The sequence below is a fragment of the Microbacterium sp. CH1 genome, assembly GCF_001595495.1.
Lineage (GTDB): Bacteria > Actinomycetota > Actinomycetes > Actinomycetales > Microbacteriaceae > Microbacterium.
The window spans coordinates 80,852-100,168 of record NZ_LOSO01000002.1 but is presented as its reverse complement, the minus strand read 5'-3'; the positions used below and the strand labels follow the sequence as shown (position 1 = coordinate 100,168).

Annotated in this window: 17 protein-coding genes; 11 read left to right on the top strand and 6 right to left on the bottom strand. The window is 70.6% G+C overall.

The genetic code is table 11. The features are described 5' to 3' along the window. The first annotated feature begins 87 nt into the window (after positions 1 to 87). The 8 genes from AUV07_RS01340 to AUV07_RS01305 all read left to right on the top strand — a co-directional run bounded on the left by AUV07_RS01340 (position 88) and on the right by AUV07_RS01305 (position 10,864). Positions 88 to 1,263: an ROK family transcriptional regulator gene (locus AUV07_RS01340; protein WP_157523841.1), complete on the top strand. Its 1,176-nt coding sequence runs from the start codon at positions 88 to 90 to the stop codon at positions 1,261 to 1,263. Between the two features lie 79 nt (positions 1,264 to 1,342). After that, entirely contained in the window at positions 1,343 to 2,830 is a 1,488-nt protein-coding gene (locus AUV07_RS01335) for a M81 family metallopeptidase (protein ID WP_062633204.1), read from the top strand. 150 nt (positions 2,831 to 2,980) lie between these two features. Further along, positions 2,981 to 4,786, top strand: coding sequence for a peptide ABC transporter substrate-binding protein (locus tag AUV07_RS01330; protein ID WP_082802808.1), 1,806 nt, complete (start codon positions 2,981 to 2,983; stop codon positions 4,784 to 4,786). Between the two features lie 15 nt (positions 4,787 to 4,801). Next, positions 4,802 to 5,818: an ABC transporter permease gene (locus AUV07_RS01325; RefSeq protein WP_082802807.1), complete on the top strand. Its 1,017-nt coding sequence runs from the start codon at positions 4,802 to 4,804 to the stop codon at positions 5,816 to 5,818. Then, on the top strand, positions 5,815 to 6,693 hold the full coding sequence (locus tag AUV07_RS01320) for an ABC transporter permease (protein WP_062633201.1): 879 nt from the start codon (positions 5,815 to 5,817) through the stop codon (positions 6,691 to 6,693). Before AUV07_RS01325 ends, AUV07_RS01320 begins: the two co-directional genes overlap by 4 nt. Beyond that, positions 6,690 to 8,357: an ABC transporter ATP-binding protein gene (locus tag AUV07_RS01315; RefSeq protein ID WP_062633199.1), complete on the top strand. Its 1,668-nt coding sequence runs from the start codon at positions 6,690 to 6,692 to the stop codon at positions 8,355 to 8,357. The genes AUV07_RS01320 and AUV07_RS01315 overlap by 4 nt, the downstream gene beginning before the upstream one ends. Positions 8,358 to 8,410: 53 nt before the next feature. Beyond that, positions 8,411 to 9,310 carry an ROK family protein gene (locus AUV07_RS01310; protein ID WP_180964544.1) on the top strand — a complete coding sequence of 300 codons (900 nt, stop codon included), beginning with the start codon at positions 8,411 to 8,413 and terminating at the stop codon, positions 9,308 to 9,310. A gap of 36 nt (positions 9,311 to 9,346) precedes the next feature. Continuing rightward, positions 9,347 to 10,864 carry an SDR family oxidoreductase gene (locus AUV07_RS01305; protein WP_062633195.1) on the top strand — a complete coding sequence of 506 codons (1,518 nt, stop codon included), beginning with the start codon at positions 9,347 to 9,349 and terminating at the stop codon, positions 10,862 to 10,864. Positions 10,865 to 10,933: 69 nt separating this feature from the next. Here the strand turns inward: AUV07_RS01305 and AUV07_RS01300 are convergent, their stop codons facing one another. Together AUV07_RS01300 and AUV07_RS01295 are read right to left on the bottom strand one after the other, a co-directional pair. Next, positions 10,934 to 12,025, bottom strand: coding sequence for a sensor histidine kinase (locus AUV07_RS01300; protein ID WP_062633193.1), 1,092 nt, complete (start codon positions 12,023 to 12,025; stop codon positions 10,934 to 10,936). After that, positions 12,018 to 12,689: a response regulator transcription factor gene (locus AUV07_RS01295; RefSeq protein WP_025104044.1), complete on the bottom strand. Its 672-nt coding sequence runs from the start codon at positions 12,687 to 12,689 to the stop codon at positions 12,018 to 12,020. The genes AUV07_RS01300 and AUV07_RS01295 overlap by 8 nt, the downstream gene beginning before the upstream one ends. 87 nt (positions 12,690 to 12,776) lie before the next feature. On the opposite strand from AUV07_RS01295, the gene AUV07_RS01290 reads away from it, so the two are divergent. The 3 genes from AUV07_RS01290 to AUV07_RS01280 are packed head-to-tail and all read left to right on the top strand — an operon-like array spanning position 12,777 to position 15,513. Beyond that, positions 12,777 to 13,448, top strand: coding sequence for a M15 family metallopeptidase (locus tag AUV07_RS01290; RefSeq protein WP_062633191.1), 672 nt, complete (start codon positions 12,777 to 12,779; stop codon positions 13,446 to 13,448). Next, positions 13,445 to 14,566 (top strand): alanine racemase, encoded by a 1,122-nt coding sequence (alr, locus tag AUV07_RS01285; protein WP_062633189.1) that lies wholly within the window; start codon positions 13,445 to 13,447, stop codon positions 14,564 to 14,566. The genes AUV07_RS01290 and alr overlap by 4 nt, the downstream gene beginning before the upstream one ends. After that, positions 14,563 to 15,513 (top strand): D-alanine--D-alanine ligase family protein, encoded by a 951-nt coding sequence (locus tag AUV07_RS01280; RefSeq protein WP_062633186.1) that lies wholly within the window; start codon positions 14,563 to 14,565, stop codon positions 15,511 to 15,513. The genes alr and AUV07_RS01280 overlap by 4 nt, the downstream gene beginning before the upstream one ends. Positions 15,514 to 15,547: 34 nt before the next feature. On the opposite strand, the gene AUV07_RS01275 is transcribed toward AUV07_RS01280, so the two are convergent. From AUV07_RS01275 to AUV07_RS01260, 4 genes are read right to left on the bottom strand one after another with little or no spacing between them, the layout of a single operon-like run. Then, on the bottom strand, positions 15,548 to 16,483 hold the full coding sequence (locus tag AUV07_RS01275; RefSeq protein ID WP_231868163.1) for a sugar kinase: 936 nt from the start codon (positions 16,481 to 16,483) through the stop codon (positions 15,548 to 15,550). 38 nt (positions 16,484 to 16,521) lie between these two features. Beyond that, a complete protein-coding gene (locus AUV07_RS01270) occupies positions 16,522 to 17,280 on the bottom strand; it encodes an SDR family oxidoreductase (protein ID WP_062633182.1) in 759 nt (252 codons plus the stop codon). Then, positions 17,277 to 18,317, bottom strand: coding sequence for a zinc-dependent alcohol dehydrogenase (locus tag AUV07_RS01265; RefSeq protein WP_062633179.1), 1,041 nt, complete (start codon positions 18,315 to 18,317; stop codon positions 17,277 to 17,279). Before AUV07_RS01265 ends, AUV07_RS01270 begins: the two co-directional genes overlap by 4 nt. Next, positions 18,314 to 19,267, bottom strand: coding sequence for a C-terminal binding protein (locus AUV07_RS01260; RefSeq protein ID WP_062633178.1), 954 nt, complete (start codon positions 19,265 to 19,267; stop codon positions 18,314 to 18,316). Before AUV07_RS01260 ends, AUV07_RS01265 begins: the two co-directional genes overlap by 4 nt. Positions 19,268 to 19,317: the final 50 nt, after the last annotated feature.

The following is a 19,317-nucleotide window of genomic DNA, read 5'->3' as shown; positions in this document are numbered from 1 at the left end:
GATCCGACGTTGCGGCGGAAGTGATGACACCCTCTCGTTCTGGGGCTATCTTTGTTTGACCAACGAAACAAGGTGATTCGAGGACCCGTGGCGCCGGCGACACAGACCGTACATTCCGAGGGCGAGATCTTCCGGCTCGTGCATACCGGGGCCGCGCATTCGCGTGCCGACCTCGCGCGCCTGACCGGCCTGTCGCCGTCCACCGTGGCGCTCCGCGTCGAGGAGCTCATCGCACGCGGTTACATCGAGGAGAACGGCGAAGGCGAGTCCCGCGGCGGTCGGCGCCCGCGTGTGCTCGCCGTGGCGTCCGGGGGTTCCGTGGTCGTCGGAGTCGAGCTGGGGGAGCAGCATGCCACGGTCGCGCTGTTCGACCGGCAGGCGGAGGTCGTGGCGTCGACGGTCGTGCAGGTGTCCCTGCTGGACGGGGTGGAGCGAGTGGTCACCCAGGTGTGGGAGCACGCCGAGGCGCTCGTCGCGGAGAACGGCGGTCGGCGTGTCGAGGGGATCGCGATGAGCCTGCCAGGACCCGTCGACGCGAAGACCTCGCGGCTCCTGTCTCCGATGCGGATGCCGGGGTGGAACGGGGTGGACGTGGGAGCGGTGCTCGGCTCGGTCACCGGGCTGCCGTTCCTGGTGGACAATGACGCGAACGCGATGGCCGTCGGGGAGTACATCGAACGCGGTGGCGAGCTCGAGCAGCTGGTGTTCGTCAAGGCCGGCAGCGGCATCGGCTGCGGGATCATCCTCGACGGTGCCGTCTACCGCGGCTACCGGGGTGTCGCCGGAGACATCAGCCACGTCGCGCTGCACAACGTGCCGCCCGTCATCTGCTCGTGCGGCCGCGTCGGGTGCCTCGACGTGGTGGCCAGCGGCGCGGCGATCGTCGACGCGCTGCGGGAGGCCGGCGTCCCGGTCGAGACACTGGACGACGTGCTCGCGCTCGCTCAGGATGCGCACCCCAAGGCGACCTCGGCGCTCCGCGAGGCCGGGGCCAGGACAGGCGAGGTCCTCGCCACCATCATCAACTTCTTCAACCCGCAGGCCCTGGCGCTGGGGGGCCGTCTCGCGACGGCCGACGCCTTCGTGGCCGGAGTGCGCCAAGCGCTGTTCACCCTCTGCTTGCCGATGTCGACCGACGCGCTGGAGATCGGCGTGAGCCGTGCGGGCGCGCTCGCCGGGGCGCGCGGGGTGGCATGGGAACTGCTGGAGCGCATGCTCGACCCGGCCCGCATCGACGAGGTGCTGCGAGAAGCCGCAACATAAATTCGAGGATCGATATAAGTTTCTGTTCCTACGCACCAAGTCGCCTAATTTGCTTCGATCCTCGTTCTAGACTCGGAGCATGATCGAGACCGTCCCGCTCCCGCGCATCGCCATCGCCGGCATGGCGATCGAGTCCAGCACCTTCTCGCCGCACCGGGCGGGCGAGCGGGACTTCCTCCGAGTCGAGGGTGACGCGCTCGTCACCCGCTACGACGCCCTCCGGGTCGGCGAGCTCACCGATCGCGCGGAGTGGCTCCCGGTGTACTACGCGCGGTCGATCCCGGGCGGCGCCGTGCTGCCGGAGGTGTACGAGAGCATCAAGGTGCGGATCTGCGACGGCCTGCGGGCCCTGGTGGCGGACGGCGGGCGTCTGGACGGCCTGTTCTTCGACATCCACGGCGCGATGAGCGTCGTCGGGATGGACGACGCGGAGGGCGATCTCATCACCGCGATCCGCGACGTGATCGGCCCTGATGTCGTGGTCTCGGCGTCGATGGACCTCCATGGCAACGTCTCCCGCACCCTGATCGAGAACGTCGACCTCATCACCTGCTACCGGCTCGCCCCGCACGAGGACACCTGGGAGACGCGCGATCGCGCGCTGCGCAACCTGGTCGAGGCTCTCGAGAGCGGAGTGACGCCGCGACGGGCCTGGGTGAAGGTGCCGATCCTGCTGCCGGGCGAGAAGACCAGCACCCGCGTCGAGCCCGCGAAGAGCCTGTACGCGCGCATCCCCGAGATCGAAGCGCGGCCCGGGGTGACCGATGCGGCCATCTGGATCGGGTACGCCTGGGCGGATGAGCCGCGTTGTCACGCGACGGTGGTCGTGACCGGCACGGACGACGATGTGACCGCCGCGGCGGCCGAAGAGCTTGGGCGCGCGTTCTGGGACGTCCGGGACGACTTCGCCTTCGTCGGCCCTCCCGGCACGCTCGATGAGGGTGTGGCCGCCGGTCTCGCTGCGGCCGACACTCCGTATTTCATCAGCGACTCCGGGGACAACCCCGGGGCCGGCGGCACGGGGGACGTCACGTGGACGCTGGCCCAGCTCCTGCAGAAGCCGGAGCTCACGGCCGAGGACGCGCCTGTCACGCTCTGCGCTTCCGTGTTCGACGAGGGCGCTCTCCGGATCCTGCGGGGTCGCCGGGTCGGAGACCGAGTCTCGGTCGAGGTCGGGGCGCGCGTCGACGACGGGCCGCACGGGCCCGTGCGCGTCGAGGGTCTCCTGCACAGCCTGCACGAAGGGGATCCGGACGCGGGGGGCATCGCCGTCATCCGGGTCGGCGGTCTGCACGTGATCGTCACGGAATTCCGCAAGGCCTACCACGACGTCGCGGACTTCACTGCGATCGGTCTGGATCCGGCCTCCGCTCAGATCGTCGTCACGAAGATCGGCTACCTGGAGCCCGAGCTCTACGCGGCCATGCGCGGTTGGACCCTCGCGCTCACTCCGGGTGGGGTGGACCAGGACCTCGAGCGTCTCGGCCACCACCGCATCGTGCGGCCGATGCACCCGTTCGACGCGTTCGAGGAGGATCCCGACCTCCGCGCCGAACTCGTCGGCTGATCCGTCACATTCTTCGACGCCGAAAGAAAGTTAGTTACTTAACCGTAACAAGATTGGCTTTTGTGCGCGTACTTTATTCGGGCATCATGCAAAGTACGTCATGATTCGGACGAACGCTTCGGTGACGAGGCATTGAACAAGGAGGTTTTCATGCGATCTCAGTCGCTGCGCCGCCGGCTGCTCGCCCCTCTGGGCGCGATCGCCGTCGCGTCGCTCGCCCTCACCGCCTGCTCCGGCGGCCAGGGCGACAGCGGGGCCGAGGAGAAGGACACCGTCAGCTTCGCGCTGCAGGTGGGCACCGGACCCAACTGGATCCTGCCGATCTCGTCGCCGGACAAGATGGCCACGCACAACAGCGCCATCAAGGCGACGATGTGGCCTCGACTCTTCGAGTACAACGGCGTCGACGGCGAGATGGGCTGGGACGAGCGCGCTTCGGCCGCGAAGTCCTACGAGTTCTCGGAGGACCGGAAGACGATCACGATCACCCTCAACGACCTCGACTGGTCGGACGGGGAGCCCGTGACGTCCCGCGACGTGGAGTTCTGGTACAACCTCGTCCGCTTCAACGGCGAGAAGACCGGAGGCTACTCCGCGGGCCTGATGCCCGACAACATCACGGCCTTCACGACCATCGACGACAAGACGTTCTCGCTGACGATGGACAAGGTCTACAACGAAGAGTTCCTGCTCGGGAACCAGCTCAGCCTCATGTACCCGATGCCGCAGCACGTCTGGGACAAGACGAGCGCCGACGGCGAGATCGGCGACCATGACCGCGACGCCGCGGGTGCCGCGGCCGTGCTCGACTACCTCTTCGCCGAGGCCGAGGACATGAAGACCTATGCGACCAACGAGCTGTGGAAGACCGTCGCCGGCCCCTACACGGTCAAGAGCTGGTCGGACTCGGGGCTCGTGGAGCTCACCGCCAACACCGAGTACACCGGCGAGGACAAGCCGAGTATCGAGAACGTCAAGTTCCTCCCGTTCACGTCGGCGGACGCCGAGATGAACGTCGTGCGCTCCGGAGAGGTCGACTACGGCTACGTGACGAGCTCGCAGCTCACGAACGAGAAGCAGTTCACCGACCTCGGCTACCGCGTCGAGCCGTGGGCCGGCTGGTCGATCACGTACATGCCGTACAACTTCGCCAACCCGGAGAAGGGCCCCTTCTTCGAGCAGCTGTACGTGCGCCAGGCGCTGCAGCACGCCGTCGACCAGGAGACGATCTCCGAGGTCGTCTGGCACGGCGCCGCGACGCCCGACTACGGCCCCATCCCGCAGACCGCGGAGTCGAACAGCCTGTCCGACGTGCAGAAGGACAACCCGTACCCCTTCGACCTGAAGAAGGCCGAGAAGCTCTTCACCGACAACGGGTGGGTCGCCGGCTCCGACGGCACGCTCGAGTGCGCCGACGCCGGTGCAGGCGCCGGGCAGTGCGGTGAGGGCATCGCCGCCGGGATGAAGGCCGAGATCGTCGTCACCACGCAGAACGGCTCGCAGGAGACCGACAACATGATGGCGGAGATCCAGTCGTCGCTCGCGAAGATCGGCGTGAAGATGACGATCGACTCCAAGCCGCTGGACACCGTCCTCACGCAGGCCCAGGAGTGCAAGACCGGCACCTCGTGCACGTGGGAGCTCGTGTTCTTCGGCACCGCCGGCAGCTGGTACTTCCCGCCGTACGCCACGGGCGAGCGCGTGTTCGCCAAGGACACGAAGTGGAACGCGGGGCAGTACGACAACCCCGAGGCCGAGGAGCTGGTGCAGGCCATGGCCTTCTCCACCGACCCGGAGATCGCGAAGAAGTACTCCGAGTTCCTCGCCACCGACCTCCCGGTCATGTGGATGCCGAACCCGGTGTACCAGGTCTCCGTCGTCCGTGACGGACTCGACATCGCCCACCAGGACCCGGGTGCGTCGTTCCTCCCGCAGCGATGGTCCTGGTCCGAGTAACAGCAGGCAGGTGACATGAGCGTGGTGGAAGCAGCGCCGAGTGCGCAGAAGAAGGAGAGGGCCGGCGGCCCCCGATTCTGGTGGTACCTGTTACGACGGGTCGGCCAGGGCGGGCTCGTCATCCTCATCGTGACGCTGATCGTGTTCGCGCTGCTCCACCTCGCCATGCCGCAGGGGCCCGCCGCCGGAATCCTCGGCATGCAGGCCACACAGGAGCAGATCGATGCCTTCAACAAGGAGAACGGCTTCGATCTGCCCCTGTGGCAGCAGTACTTCCATTTCCTCGGACAGCTCCTGCAGGGGGACCTCGGCGACTCCTTCAAACTGAACCGTCCGGTCTCCGATGCGATCGCCCAGCGGCTGCCGAAAACGCTGATCCTGGCACTGATCTCGATGATCGTGGCGCTCGCGGTGGCGATCCCCATGGGCATCTTCCAGGCCGTCCGCCGCGGCAAGGCTTCCGACTACGCGCTGACCACCTGGAACTTCATCGTCTACTCGACGCCGTCGTTCTTCCTCGGCCTCATCCTCGTGATTGTGTTCGCGCAGTGGCTCCGGCTGGTCCCGGCGCAGGCGCCGCAGGGCGAGACCGTGGGCGCTGTGCTCGCGAACCCGGCAGGACTCGTGCTGCCGGTACTCACCGCGGCACTCGGCATCATCGCGACGTTCTCGCGGTACATGCGCTCCGCGACGATCGACAACCTCTCCGAGGACTATGTGCGCACGGCCCGAGCCAAGGGCACCTCGGTGCGCACGGTCATCACGCGCCACGTGGTCCGCAACTCCCTCACGCCGGTGATCGCGATGCTCGGCTACTACCTGCCGGTGATGTTCGGCGGCATGATCGTCGTCGAGTCCCTCTTCAACTACCCCGGCATGGGGCTGCTGTTCTGGACGTCTGCGCAGACCTCCGACTACCCCGTCCTGCTCGGCTGCATCCTGGTGATCGCGCTCGCGACCGTCATCGGATCGCTGCTGGCCGACATCATCCAGGCGCTGCTCGATCCCCGCACCCGAGAGGAGCTGTCGTGAGCACGACAACGATCGCCCTGCGCACGCTGACGCCGCGCCAGCGCGGCATGCGCCGCTTCCTGCAGAACAAGCTCGCGATCTTCGGCATCGTGACGATCGCGCTGTTCCTGCTGTTCTGCTTCGTGGGGCCCCTCATCCACCCCACCGACCAGATCCACACCGACCTCCGGAACACGATGCTGCCACCGGGCAGTCCTGGCCACCCGCTCGGCACGGACGACGTGGGCTACGACGTGCTCGGACGCCTCATGATCGGGGGGCAGATCTCGATCCTCATCGGTCTCGCCGCCGGCATCCTCGCGACCGTGATCGGCACGCTCTGGGGAGCGATCGCCGGCTACGTCGGTGGCACCGTCGACACCGTCATGATGCGCGTCGTCGATGCGGGTATCGCGATCCCGGCGACCTTCCTCCTGCTGATCCTCTCCGCCATCCTCCGGCCGAGCGTGCCGCTCATGATCTGCGTGATCGGCCTCGTGTCCTGGCTCGTGCCGGCCCGGCTCGTGCGGGCGGAGTCGATCTCGCTCAAGTCACGGGAGTACGTCCTCGCGCTGCGGGCGATGGGTGGCACGCACTCCCGGGCCGTACTCAGGCACATCGTCCCGAACACGGTCGGCACGATCGTCGTGAACGCCACCTTCCAGGTCGCCGACGCCATCCTCCTCGTCGCCTACATCTCCTTCCTCGGCATGGGGCTGCAGAAGCCGGCGACGGACTGGGGTGCGATGCTGACCAGCGGCATCACCTACACCTACGCCGGTGCCTGGTGGCTCATCTTCCCCGCGGGCTTCTGCATCGTCCTCACGGTGTGCGCGTTCAACAGCATCGGCGACGGGCTCCGGGACTTCTTCGACGTGAAGGGGCGTGCCGCATGAGCGATGCACTGCTGTCGATCTCCGACCTGAGAGTCACGTTCCGCACCGAGGATGGCGCCGTGGAGGCGGTGAAGGGCATCGACCTCGACGTGCGCTCCGGCGAGGTGCTCGCGCTCGTCGGCGAGTCCGGGTCGGGCAAGTCGGTCACCGCGATGGCCGTCATGAAGCTGCTGCCGCGGACGGCGCAGGTGACCGGGTCCATCCGGCTGGACGGCCGGGAACTCCTGCCGCTGCCCGAGTCGGACATGAACGCGGTGCGCGGAGCCGAGATCTCGATGGTCTTCCAGGAGCCGATGACCGCGCTCAATCCGAGCATGCGCATCGGCGACCAGATCACCGAGGCGATCCTCAACCACAACGAGATCCCGCGCTCGGACGCCTGGGAGAGGGCCGTGGAGCTGCTCCAGCGCGTCGGCATCCCCGAACCGGAGCGCCGCGTCAAGAGCTATCCGCACGAGCTCTCCGGAGGGCAGCGCCAGCGGGTCGTCATCGCGATCGCGCTCGCGTGCGAGCCGCAGCTCATCATCGCCGACGAGCCGACGACGGCGCTCGACGTCACCGTGCAGGCCGAGATCCTCGACCTCATCCGGCGCCTCGCCGCCGAGTCCGGCACCGCGTTCCTCCTGGTGACCCACAACATGGGCGTGGTGGCGGACATCGCCGACCGCGTCGCCGTGATGTTCCGCGGCACCATGGTCGAGGTCGGCGACACGCGCGCTGTGCTGACCGCCCCGCGCGAGGACTACACGAAGAAGCTGCTGAGCGCGGTGCCGTCGCTCCCCGACGTCGCCACGGCCGTCCCGCGGGAACCCGAGCCCGTGGCGCCCGACCCGGTCCTCGCCCTCGATCGGGCGAGCGTGACCTACCGCCGCGGCGGGCGTTCCTTCCTCGCGCTCGACGGGGTGAGCCTGCGCATCGCGCCGGGCGAGATCGTCGGTCTCGTCGGCGAGTCCGGATCCGGCAAATCGACGCTCGGTCGCGCCGCCCTCGGTCTGCTGCCCCTGTCCGGCGGCGAGATGACCCTGTTCGGTCAGACGGTGGGGCGCGGCGGCGTCTCCGGCCGCCGCGAGCGGGAGTTGCGCGCACGGGTCGGGGCCATCTTCCAGGACCCAGGGTCCAGCCTCGACCCCCGCATGACGGTGGGGGAGGCCATCGCCGAACCGCTGCTCGTCCAGCGCCGGCGTTTCCCGACCACCGCGAGTCAGCGGCGGAACCGCGTCGCGGAGCTGCTCGACGCCGTGGAGCTGCCGACGTCCTATGCCGGCCGCTATCCGCACGAGCTCTCCGGCGGCCAGCGCCAGCGCATCGGACTGGCCAGGGCCATCGCCCTGGAGCCGGAGTTGATCATCGCCGACGAGCCGACATCGGCGCTCGACGTGTCCGTGCAGGCCGCGGTCCTCGAGGTGCTGCGCACGCTGCAGGAGAAGATGCACTTCGCCTGCCTGTTCATCAGCCACGACCTCGCCGTCGTGCACGAGATCTCCGACCGTGTCGCCGTCATGCTGAAGGGGGAGATCGTCGAGACCGGCTCGGCAGACGACGTCCTCCTCGCCCCGCAGCACCCGTACAGCCGGCGTCTGCTCGCCTCGGTGCCGGTTCCCGACCCGGACAAGCAGGCTGTGCGGCGGGAGGCCCGCGCGGCCGCCCGGGTGGCCACGCCGTGACCCCCGGCGATTCCGGCCGAACGACACGCGACAGTCACGACGGCGATCCGCTCGTGCTCGGACTCGACGTGGGGGGATCGAGCGTCAAGCACCTCCTCGCATCGGCATTCTCGTCGCTGGATGAGCCGCCGACCCCCCTCGCGCGGGGACGGGACGCCACCCCGAAGGCCGCGCCCGTCGAGGGGCTCGTGTCGATCGCCGAGTCGGTGCGCGGTGAGCGGACTCTGGAACGCGTCGTGCTGTCGATCCCCGGTCTCGTCGACGAGGCTGACGGAGTTGTCGTGCGCTCCGCCAACATCCCCGCCCTGGACGGCCGTCCGCTCGGTGCTGAGCTCGGCGCGGTCCTCGGCGTCCCCGTCGACGTGATCAACGACGGGCACGCCGCCGCGGTCGCCGAGGCATCGTGGGGTGCCGGAGCCGGGGCGGACGACGTGTTCGTGCTGGCGCTCGGGACCGGGATCGCCGGTGCGCACGTCGTGCAGGGTGGGGTGGTGCCGGGGGCCCACGGGTCTGCGGGCGAGTTGGGGCACATCACCATCGAACCCGACGGCGACCCGTGCTCGTGCGGGCGCCGCGGGTGCCTGGAGACCGTGATCGGCGCGCCCGCGCTGCGTCGTGCCTGGCACGCCCTGGGCGGCACGGGCGGTCCGGAGGGGCTGCTCGCCGCTGCCGCGGACGGGGTGCCCGTGGCTGAGGCCATCGTGGAGCGCGCCTCCTCCGCGCTGGCCGAGGCGCTCCTGACCCTGTGCGCGCTGGTGGACCCGGGGTGCATCGTGATCGGCGGCGGCCTCGCCCAGGAACCGCACCATCTGGTGACCCTCGCCGCCGGCACGGTGAGGGAACGGGCCACCTTCCATCGCGTCCCTCCGATCGTGCCGGCGACGCTCGGGGGGTGGGCGGGAGCCAACGGCGCCGTGCTCACCGCGCTGCGCCGTCAGCGTGCTCTCGTCTGAGCCGGGTGGCCGGAATCCTCGCGTAAAATCGGCCTAATGACCGACGCGCCCGACGCCACCCCCGACCTGGGCCCCGGCATCGACCCCGACGACCTCGCCACGACGCTGCGCGTCCTCGCCGAGCTGCACACCATCGACAACGAGCACCCCGACTTCGTGGCCGTGCGCCACGCGACCGCGGCCATGTTCAAGGCGGTCAAGCGCGTGCGCCGCAAGGAGATCCGGGATGCGATCGCCGAGGCGGACAAGGCCGTCGTCGCCCGCACCGCCACCGGCGCCCCCGACCGCATCGACGACGAGACGCGCGGGCACGACCTCGCGTCCCGTGTGGTCGACGCCCCCATCGCCGGCGAGCTCCTCAAGCCCCGCAACTGCTACATCTGCAAGCAGCCGTACACGCTCGTCGACGCGTTCTACCACCAGCTCTGCCCGGACTGCGCCCGCTTCAGCCACGGCAAGCGCACCGCCCGCACCGACCTCACCGGAAAGCGCGCGCTGCTCACCGGCGGCCGCGCGAAGATCGGCATGCACATCGCGCTGCGCCTCCTCCGCGACGGCGCGCACACCACGATCACCACCCGGTTCCCGCGTGACGCCGTGCGCCGGTTCTCGGCCCTGCCGGACGCGGGCGACTGGCTGCACCGGCTGCGCGTGGTCGGCATCGACCTCCGCGACCCCGCCCAGGTGATCGGGCTCGCCGACTCGGTCGCCGCGCAGGGCCCGCTCGACATCCTCATCAACAACGCCGCCCAGACGGTCCGCCGCTCGCCGGGGGCGTACTCGCTGCTCGCAGACGCGGAGCTCCAGCCGCTGCCGGACGGTCCGCTGCCGGAGATGGAGACCTTCGGGCACACCGTCGACCCACACCCGCAGGCGCTGCAGGCCTCGGTCGACGCGCATCCGCTGCTGTCGGTCGCGGCGCTCGGCGGCACGGTCGCGGAGCAGGGGGGACAGGCGCTCACGGCCGAAGACCTCGCGCGGCTCGCGATGGCCCCCGGCTCCTCCTCGCTCGAGAAGCACGCGGACGGCACGGCGATCGATGCGGGCGGTCTCGTGCCGGACGTGAACCGCGTCAACAGCTGGGTGCAGTCCGTGGATCAGGTCGATCCGCTGGAGATGCTCGAGGTGCAGCTCGCCAACACCACCGCGCCGTTCCTGCTCATCAGCCGGCTGCGGGCGTCGATGGCCGCGTCGTCGTCGCGCCGGAAGTACGTCGTGAACGTCTCCGCCATGGAGGGGCAGTTCTCCCGCCGTTACAAGGGCCCAGGCCACCCGCACACCAACATGGCGAAGGCCGCGCTGAACATGCTGACCCGCACGAGCGCGGGGGAGATGCTGGAGAAGGACGGCATCCTCATGACGGCCGTCGACACCGGCTGGATCACCGACGAGCGCCCGCACTACACGAAGGTGCGCCTCGCGGAGGAGGGCTTCCACGCTCCGCTCGACCTCGTCGACGGCGCCGCGCGGGTGTACGACCCCATCGTGCGCGGCGAGGCCGGCGAGGACATCCACGGCGTCTTCCTCAAGGACTACGAGCCCAGCCCCTGGTGACACCCGTTCGAATCGCCTGAATGGTTCCATCCGGAGCTGAAATGGGGCCAATCGGGCGATTCGAAAACGTCAGCCGGGGGAGGGGTGCGGGAACCAGACCGTCACGATGAGGCCTCCGCCGGTGCGGGGTGTCAGCACGAGGGTGCCGCCATGGGTCTGCGTGATGCGCTGCACGATCGCGAGGCCGAGACCCACCCCGGCGTGCTCCGTCCCGCGCGTGCGCTCGGTGCCGCGCTGGAAGGGCTCGACGAGCGTCGCGACCTGCGAGGCGTGCAGCTCCGCACCCGTGTTCTCCACGACGAGGGCCACCGCGTGCGGGAGGGAATGGGTGCGCACCGCCACGGAACCGCCGCCGTCGCTGCGGTTGTGGACGATCGCGTTGGCGACGAGGTTCATGACGAGCTGCGGCAGCAGGGCGGAGGAGCCGAGCACGGTCGCCGGCACGCCGGACACCTCGACCTCGACCCCGCGGCGGTCGGCGAGCGGGAGGAGAGCCTCGACGGACTCCTCGGCCAGGAGCGACAGGTCGACGAGCGTCCGCGGGAACGTGCGCTGATCCGCCCTGCTCAGCAGCAGCAGCGCCTCGGTGAGGTCGATCGCGCGCGTGTTGACCTCGTGGAGCCGGCCGATCAGGGCGTCGACGTCGCGGTCGGGATCGGTGCGGGCCACGTCGAGGAGGGTCTGCGAGATGGCCAAGGGGGTCCGCAGCTCGTGCGAGGCGTTCGCGGCGAAGCGCTGCTGCTCGGCGACGTGCGCCTCGAGCTGCTCGAGCATCGTGTCGAAGACGTCGGCGAGGTCGCGGAACTCGTCGCTGGGACCCTCCATGCGGATGCGGTGCGAGAGGGAGCCCTGCGCCGCGAGCCGGGCCGCGTCGCCGATGCGGTCGAGCGGTGCCAGCATCCGCCCGGCGAGCAGCCAGCCGCCGCCGAGGCCGATCACGAGCAGGGCGAACATCACCATCGCCGCGACCGGCACGAACGCCCGGATCAGATCCGAGCGGTTGGGGACGAAGAAATCGACGACGGGGATCTGCACATCCGGCACGTAGCGCAGCAGGTACGCCGCCACGGCCCCGAGCAGCAGCGCGCCGGAGACGACGACGATGCCCGCGTAGCTCAGGGTCAGCTTGAGGCGAACGCTGAGGCCGCGCCGCCTAGGCATCCGCGTCGGCCCCGATGCGGTAGCCGACGCCGGGCACCGTGAGGATCAGCCACGGCTCGCCGAGGCGCTTGCGCAGCGAGGAGACGGTGATGCGGACGGCGTTCGTGAACGGGTCGGCGTTCTCGTCCCACGCCCGCTCCAGCAGCTCCTCGGCGCTGACCACGCCGCCCTCGGCGTCGACGAGCACCTCCAGCACGGCGAACTGCTTGCGGGTGAGGGCGACGTACCGGCCGTCGCGGTAGACCTCACGGCGGAACGGGTCGAGGCGCAGTCCGGCGATCTCCAGCACCGGCGGCCGCGCGCGCTGTCGACGGCGGTCGAGGGCGCGCAGCCGCAGCACCAGCTCCCGCAGCTCGAACGGCTTGGTGAGGTAGTCGTCGGCGCCGAGCTCGAACCCGGAGGCCTTGTCGTCGAGGCGGTCGGCGGCCGTGAGCATGAGGATGGGGATGCCGCTGCCCGAGGCGACGATCCACCGCGCGATGTCGTCGCCGGACGGGCCGGGCACGTCGCGGTCGAGGATCGCGATGTCGTACGCGTTGATGCTCAGGAGCTCGAGCGCGGTGTCGCCGTCGCCGGCGATGTCGGCCGCGATCGCCTCCAGTCGCAGCCCGTCGCGGACCGCCTCGGCGAGGTAGGGCTCGTCCTCGACGATCAGCACACGCATGGGAGTGATCCTACGCAGTGCGGCATATCGCCCGTGTATGGAAAAGGCCATACGCCGTGACAACCGCGTGCTCTCTTCACTGGAAGCATGAACGACCTCCACACCCCCCGAGCCGTCCGTGCCCGGCGCCGTCGGCGGATCGCCACCACGGCCTCCGTGCTGGCGCTCGCCGTGGTCGCCGCCGTCGCCGTGCAGCAATCGCTGTCGGCCGCGTTCGCCGAGACCGCCCCGATCGTCGCGCCCGCCACCACCGGTTCCGATTCCGAGCCACATCGGCCGACCGGATCGGTACTCGCCCCGAGCGAGGCCGACGGCGTGATCCGCGACGGCGATCAGCCCACGGTGTTCGACGTCGACAGGGTCGCCATCGGCAATCTCGACCTCGCCCTGCTCGACGCCCTCCAGCGCGCCGCAACCGATGCGGAGGCCGACGGGGTGACATTCCTCGTGAACAGCGGATGGCGTTCGGCGGCCCTGCAGGAGCAGCTGCTCCGCGACGCGATCGAGGACTACGGCTCGGAGGAGGAGGCGCGCCGCTGGGTGGCGACCGCGGAGACCTCGGCGCACGTCTCCGGCGACGCCGTCGACCTCGGTCCCCTGCCCACTCTCGACTGGCTCACGCAGCGCGGCTGGCGCTACGGCCTCTGCCAGACCTACGGCAACGAGTCCTGGCACTACGAGCTGCGACCGGAGGCCGTCGAGGACGGGTGCCCCGCACAGTACGCCGACCCCACGGAAGACCCGAGGATGCAGCGATGACGGCCCTGCTCGCGGAGGGGATGACCCTGTCCCGCCTCCACGCACCGACACTGTCCACCCTTCCGGCCGCCGTGACCGAGAACCTCCGCCGCGTGCGGGAGGCCGCCCCGGTACCCGTCATGGCCGTGGTCAAGGCCGACGCCTACGGTCATGGCATGGTGGCCGTGGCGACCGCCGCCGTGGCCGCGGGGGCCGAGTGGCTCGGGGTCACCGACGTCGCCGAAGGGGTCGCGCTGCGCGAGGCCGGACTGCGCGTGCCGATCCTCGCCTGGCTGCACCCCGCAGGCATCGACGCGCCGCCCGCGGCCGCCGCCGGGGTCGACGTGGCCGTGGGCTCCGTCGAGGAGCTGCGTCAGCTCGCGGCCGATGCCGCCGCTCCGGTGCGTGTGCATCTGCATCTCGACACCGGGATGGCACGGGGAGGGTGCCCCGTGGAGGACTGGGATGAGCTGCTGCGCACGGCGCGGGCGGCCCGCGGCCGGATCGAGGTCGTCGGGGTGATGGGGCACCTCCCCCGCGCCGACGCCGCGGATCCGCGGGCGAATGCGGCCGCGGTGCTGCGGATGCGCCAGGGGAGGGACGCGGTCCTGCGCGTCGGCTTCGGACCGCTGCTCGTGCACCTCGCGGCGACCTCGGGCGCCCTGACCGATCCCGCGACGCACTTCGACATGGTGCGGGTGGGGGCCGGCCTCGTGGGGATCGACCCGTCCGAGACGGTCTCTCTGGTCGGGGCTTCGCGCTTCACCGCGCCCGTGGTGCACAGCGCCGCCGTGCCGGCCGGCACGGTCGTGGGCTATGGCGGGACGCACACGACGGCGGTGGCCACGCACCTGAGCGTGGTGGGCGTTGGATACGCCGACGGCGTCCCGCGGGAGATCGCGCCGGGCGCGGGGGTGGAGATCGGAGGGGAACGGCACCCGATCGTCGGGCGGGTGTCGATGGATCAGATCGTCGTCGACACCGGGGGGAGGGCGTTCCCCCGAGGAGCGGTCGCGACGGTGTTCGGGCCGGACGGCGGCGCGGTGCCGTCGGTGCAGGAGTGGGCGCGGTGGGCGGGCACCATCCCGCACACCATCGTCACGGGCATCGGCCCGCGGGTGAAGAGGAGCGTGGCATGACGATGAAGGTCCTGGTCATCGGAGGGGGACGGAATCCCGAGCACGAGGTGTCGCTCGCCTCGGCGGCCGCGGTCGCGGCGGCGCTGCGGTTGGGGGGACACACCGTCACGACCGTGACGATCGACCGCGACGGCGTGTGGCGGGCCGACGGGATCCCGCCCGGCGTGAGTCCGGCGGCGTCGTTGCAGCAGGCCTTGCCGCTGCTCGCGGCGAGCGACGTCGTGTTCCCCGCGGTGCACGGTGCGCTCGGGGAGGACGGCGCCCTCGCGGCGCTGTGCGCGCTCGCCGGGGTGCCGGTCGTCGGCTCCGCGCTGCGGGCGGGGGCGATCGGCATGGACAAGTGGGCCACGAAGCTCGTGGCCCAGGCCGTGGGGCTGCGCACCGCCCGGGGGCGGCTGGTCGCCGCGGAGGACATCGGCGACGTGGAGTTCGAGGGCGCCGTCGTGGTCAAGCCGGTCACGGCCGGCTCGAGCCACGGCGTGAGCCTGGTGACGGAGGAGGGCGACCTGCTCACGGCGCTGCGGGGGGCGGCGCGCTTCGACCGGCGGATCCTGGTCGAGGAGGTCGTGCACGCGCGGGAGATCGACGTCGCCGTGCTGCGGGAGAAGGGCGGGGTGCGGTGGGCCGCCCCGCCCCTGGAGATCCACGCGCCCGGGCTCTTCGACACCGCGACGAAGTACGACGGCACGGCCCGGTTCACGGTTCCCGCCCAGCTCGATGCGGCCGCCACGACGGCGCTCAAGCGCGCCGCGATCGCGATGTTCGACGCCCTGGGGTGCGACGGGGTCGCCCGCATGGACTTCTTTCTCACGGACGAGGGTCCGGTGCTCAACGAGGTCAACACGATGCCGGGGCTGACCGCCGCCTCCCAGGTGCCGCGGATGTTCGCGGCGGCCGGGGTGGACTACGTCGACCTCGTGGGCCGGCTCGTGCGCGCGGCCGGGTGACAGGGGGTCGACAGGGCGCCTGCGGAGGTGGTGCTCACCGGAGGACGGGGTCCGGGGCCGCGAGGAGCGCGAGCTCGGAGCGGCGGGGCAGCCCCGCCCAATCCCCGGGGTTCAGGCAGGCGAAAGCGCCGGCCGCGGCGGCTGTGATCAGCCGCTCGGCCGGTGGTCGGCCGGAGGCCCGATCGGCGAGATATCCGCCGACGAAGGCATCCCCCGCTCCGACGGTGTCGACCGGATCGATCGGCACGGCCCCGACGCGGTGCATCTCGTCGTCGATGAGAGCCGTGCACCCCTCCGCGCCACGCTTGATGATCACCTCCCGCGGTCCGAGCGCGGCGATTCCCCGGGCGAGCTGCTCAGGGTCGCCGTCGTCGTCGAGGAGCAGCATCGCCTCCTCCTCCCCGGCGAAGACGATGTCGGCATCACGGGCGAGACGACGGTAGACCGGTCGGGCCTCCCCCGGGCCCCACAGCGACGCGCGATGGTTCACATCGAACGAGACGGTCACGCCGTGGACCCGGGCCTCGGCGACGGCGGAGAGCACGGCCTCGTGTGCACTCCGTGACAGCGCGGGGGTGATGCCGGTGACGTGCAGGAGCTGGGCCGTACGGATCGTCGCGAGAGGCAGATCGGATGCGGTCATCCGGGAACCGGCGCTGCCTGTGCGCGCGTAGGACACGCGGGCGAGGGACGGGGTGCGCATCTCCCGCACCATGTGGGCGGTCCGGGCTTCCGGATCCTGCACCGCGTGCACCCTGACCTCCTCGGCCCGGAGCTCGCGCAGGATGAGATCGCCGAACGTGTCCGCGCCCACCCGTCCGCACCACGCGGCGGTGCCACCCAGACGGGAGATCGCAACGGCGACGTTGCTCTCGGCCCCTCCGATACTGAGGGTGAACGCCGTGTTGTGGGCGAGCGGCCCCACACCTGTCGAGCGGAACAGCGCGAGCGTCTCACCGAGAGTCACCACGTCCACAGCCTCGATAGCCGCAGACGCCGAGCGACCCGTCATCGGGCCAGCCAGCCGCCGTCGACGGGCAGCACGGTCCCGTGAACGTAGGCGGCGGCATCCGACGAGAGGAAGACGACGGCCCCGGCGATATCCTCCGGAGCACCCCAGCGTCCCGCCGGGATGCGCTCCAGGATCTGCGCGTTGCGGGTGTCATCGGAGATCAGGGCTTCGTTCATGTCTGTGCCGATGTAGCCGGGCGCGACGGCGTTCACGTTGACCCCGCGCGCCGCCCACTCGTTGCAGAGCGCCTTGGTCAGCTGCGCCACCGCGCCTTTCGATGCCGCGTACGCAGCGACGCGCAGGCCCCCCTGGAAGCTGAGCAGGGAAGCCATGTTCACGATCTTGCCGTAGCGGCGACGCAGCATGTCGGCGCCGAATCCCTGCGCGAGCTGGAAGGCCGCCCGCGTGTTGACGTCCAGAAGCGCCGTGAACTCGTCGAGGGGGAACTCGACCGCGTCGTGGCGGGCCTGGATGCCGGCGTTGTTGACCAGGATGTCCACCTCGTGATCAGCGCGCACGTCCTCGATCGCTCGAGCGATGGACGTGGTGGATGCCAGGTCGACGGACACGCTGGTCAACGACGAGCCGGACTCCTCGGCGACGTGCGGCAGCCTGTGCGCGGGCAGGCCCCGCTGCATCGTCACGACGTGGGCCCCGGCATGCAGGAGGGCCTCCGCCACGGCCGCCCCGATGCCTCGCGAGGCGCCCGTCACGACGGCTGTCCGTCCATCCAGCCGGAACGACGCCGCGCTCATCGGGTGCCGTCCGCATCCATGGAAGCCGCGCCGACGAGCACCTTCAGTGCGGCGCCGGCCGAGGTGGCGGCATCGAACGCGTCGGCCGCCCCATCGAGGCCGAAGATCGCCACCGGGATCCGTGCCAGGCCGAGGGCGTCGCTCCGGATGAGCTCGACGGCCTCGCGGAAGTCATCGGTCGTGTAGACGCGGACGCCGACCGTCGACTGCTCAGCGAATGTCACCGCCTGGAGGTCGAAGGGGGTCGGCTGCTTGTACACGCCGACGAGCACGATCGTGCCGCGCACGGCTGCCGCACGCGGAAGCCGAAGGGCGACGGACGGATGGGCGGCGGTATCGAACACGATCTCCGCGCCACCACCGAGCCGGGCGCGCACATCGTCCGCCGCCGTCTCGCTCGCCGGCAGGGTCGGCAACCCCAGCTGCTCGGCGACAGTCCTTCGTTCCGGACTGGGCTCGACCACCACCACCTTCTCCGCGCCCCGATGCCGGGCGACGAGGGCGGTGAGGACGCCGATGGGACCGGCGCCGAAGACGGCGACGGTCTCGCCGCCGGCCAGCCCGGACCGGCTCACGGCGTGCACAGCGACGGCCAGGGGCTCGACGAGGGCGGCGACCGTCGCCGACACCCCGTCGTCCAGGGGGAAGAGCCGGTCGTCGGGGAAGACCGCGAACTCGGCGAGACCACCGGGTGCATCGATGCCGTACAGTCCGAGGCGCTCGCACACGTGCGTGTGCCCCGCGCGGCAGGGAGTGCACGTCCCGCAGCTCAGGAGCGGCAACACGGCGACGCGGCGGTCTCGGAGGCGCTCGTCTCCGCTGTCGATCACGCGGCCGACGATCTCGTGCCCCATGATCAGCGGCGCCGTCGCGCGGGGGTGCGAGCCGTGCAGGATGGAGAAGTCGGTGCCGCAGAGACCCGTGAACTCGATCTGCACGAGCGACTCGCCGTCAGCGGGGGAAGGACGGGGAACCGAGGCGACGCGCAGCCGATCAGGACCGTCCCACAGCACCGCTTTCATCGTCGTCTCCGTCACGCGCGCACCTCCGGGTTCAGCAGGTCGCGCGGATCGCGCCCTGCACAGTAGTCCACGACGTTCTCGATGGTCCGTCGCTTGAGCTCCGATTCCGATTCCTCGCTGTACCAGGCGGTATGCGGGGTCACCACCACCGAGGGCACCTGCAGCAACGGGCTCGTCGTCGGGAGCGGCTCCTGCTCGAACACGTCGAGGGCGGCGGCCTTGACCCTGCCGCTCCGCAGGGCCCGGACCAGCGCCTCGGTGTCCACGACACCGCCTCGGCAGGTGTTGACGAGCACCGCGCCCGGTTTCATCCGGTTCAGGGCTCCCTCGTCGATCAGGTGCCGGGTGCGCTCATCGAGCGGCACGTGCAGCGAGACCACGTCAGCCTCGCGCAGCAGGTCGTGGAACCCGACCAGCGGGACACCGTCGACTCTCGCCTCCGGCCGCGGATCGTGGCCGAGCACCGCGAACCCCAGCGCCGCGGCCTTGCGCGCGGTGGCGGTTCCGATCCGCCCGACGCCGACCACGCCGAACGTCAGTGCGGAGATGCGGTGCAGCGGCTTGACCTCGCTGAGGCCGTACGAGCCGGCCCTAGTCCGGCGATCGAGTTCGGTCACTCCGCGGACCAGTGAGAGCGCCAGGGCGATCGCGTGGTCCGAGACATCCTCGGTGCCGTAGTCGGGCACGTTGCACACCGCGACGCCTCGCGCCGTGGCCGCGGCGACATCGACCGTGTCGACGCCGACGCCGTATCGACCGATCGCACGCAGGCCGGGCAGCGCGTCGAGAACGCGAGCGGTGATGGGCGCGTACTGGACGACGATGGCGTCCGCATCGGCCGCAGCGGCGATCACCTCATCCTCCGAGCGGCATTGGAACAGCTCCAGATCGACGCCGTGCGCTTCCGCGACCCTTCGCTCCTCGGCGATGGCATCGTGGTCGCAGTCTGTGATGACGATCCTCATCCGACGTCCTCCTTCGTGACGCTGCCTCCTCCGCCGTGTGCGCCGGCGGG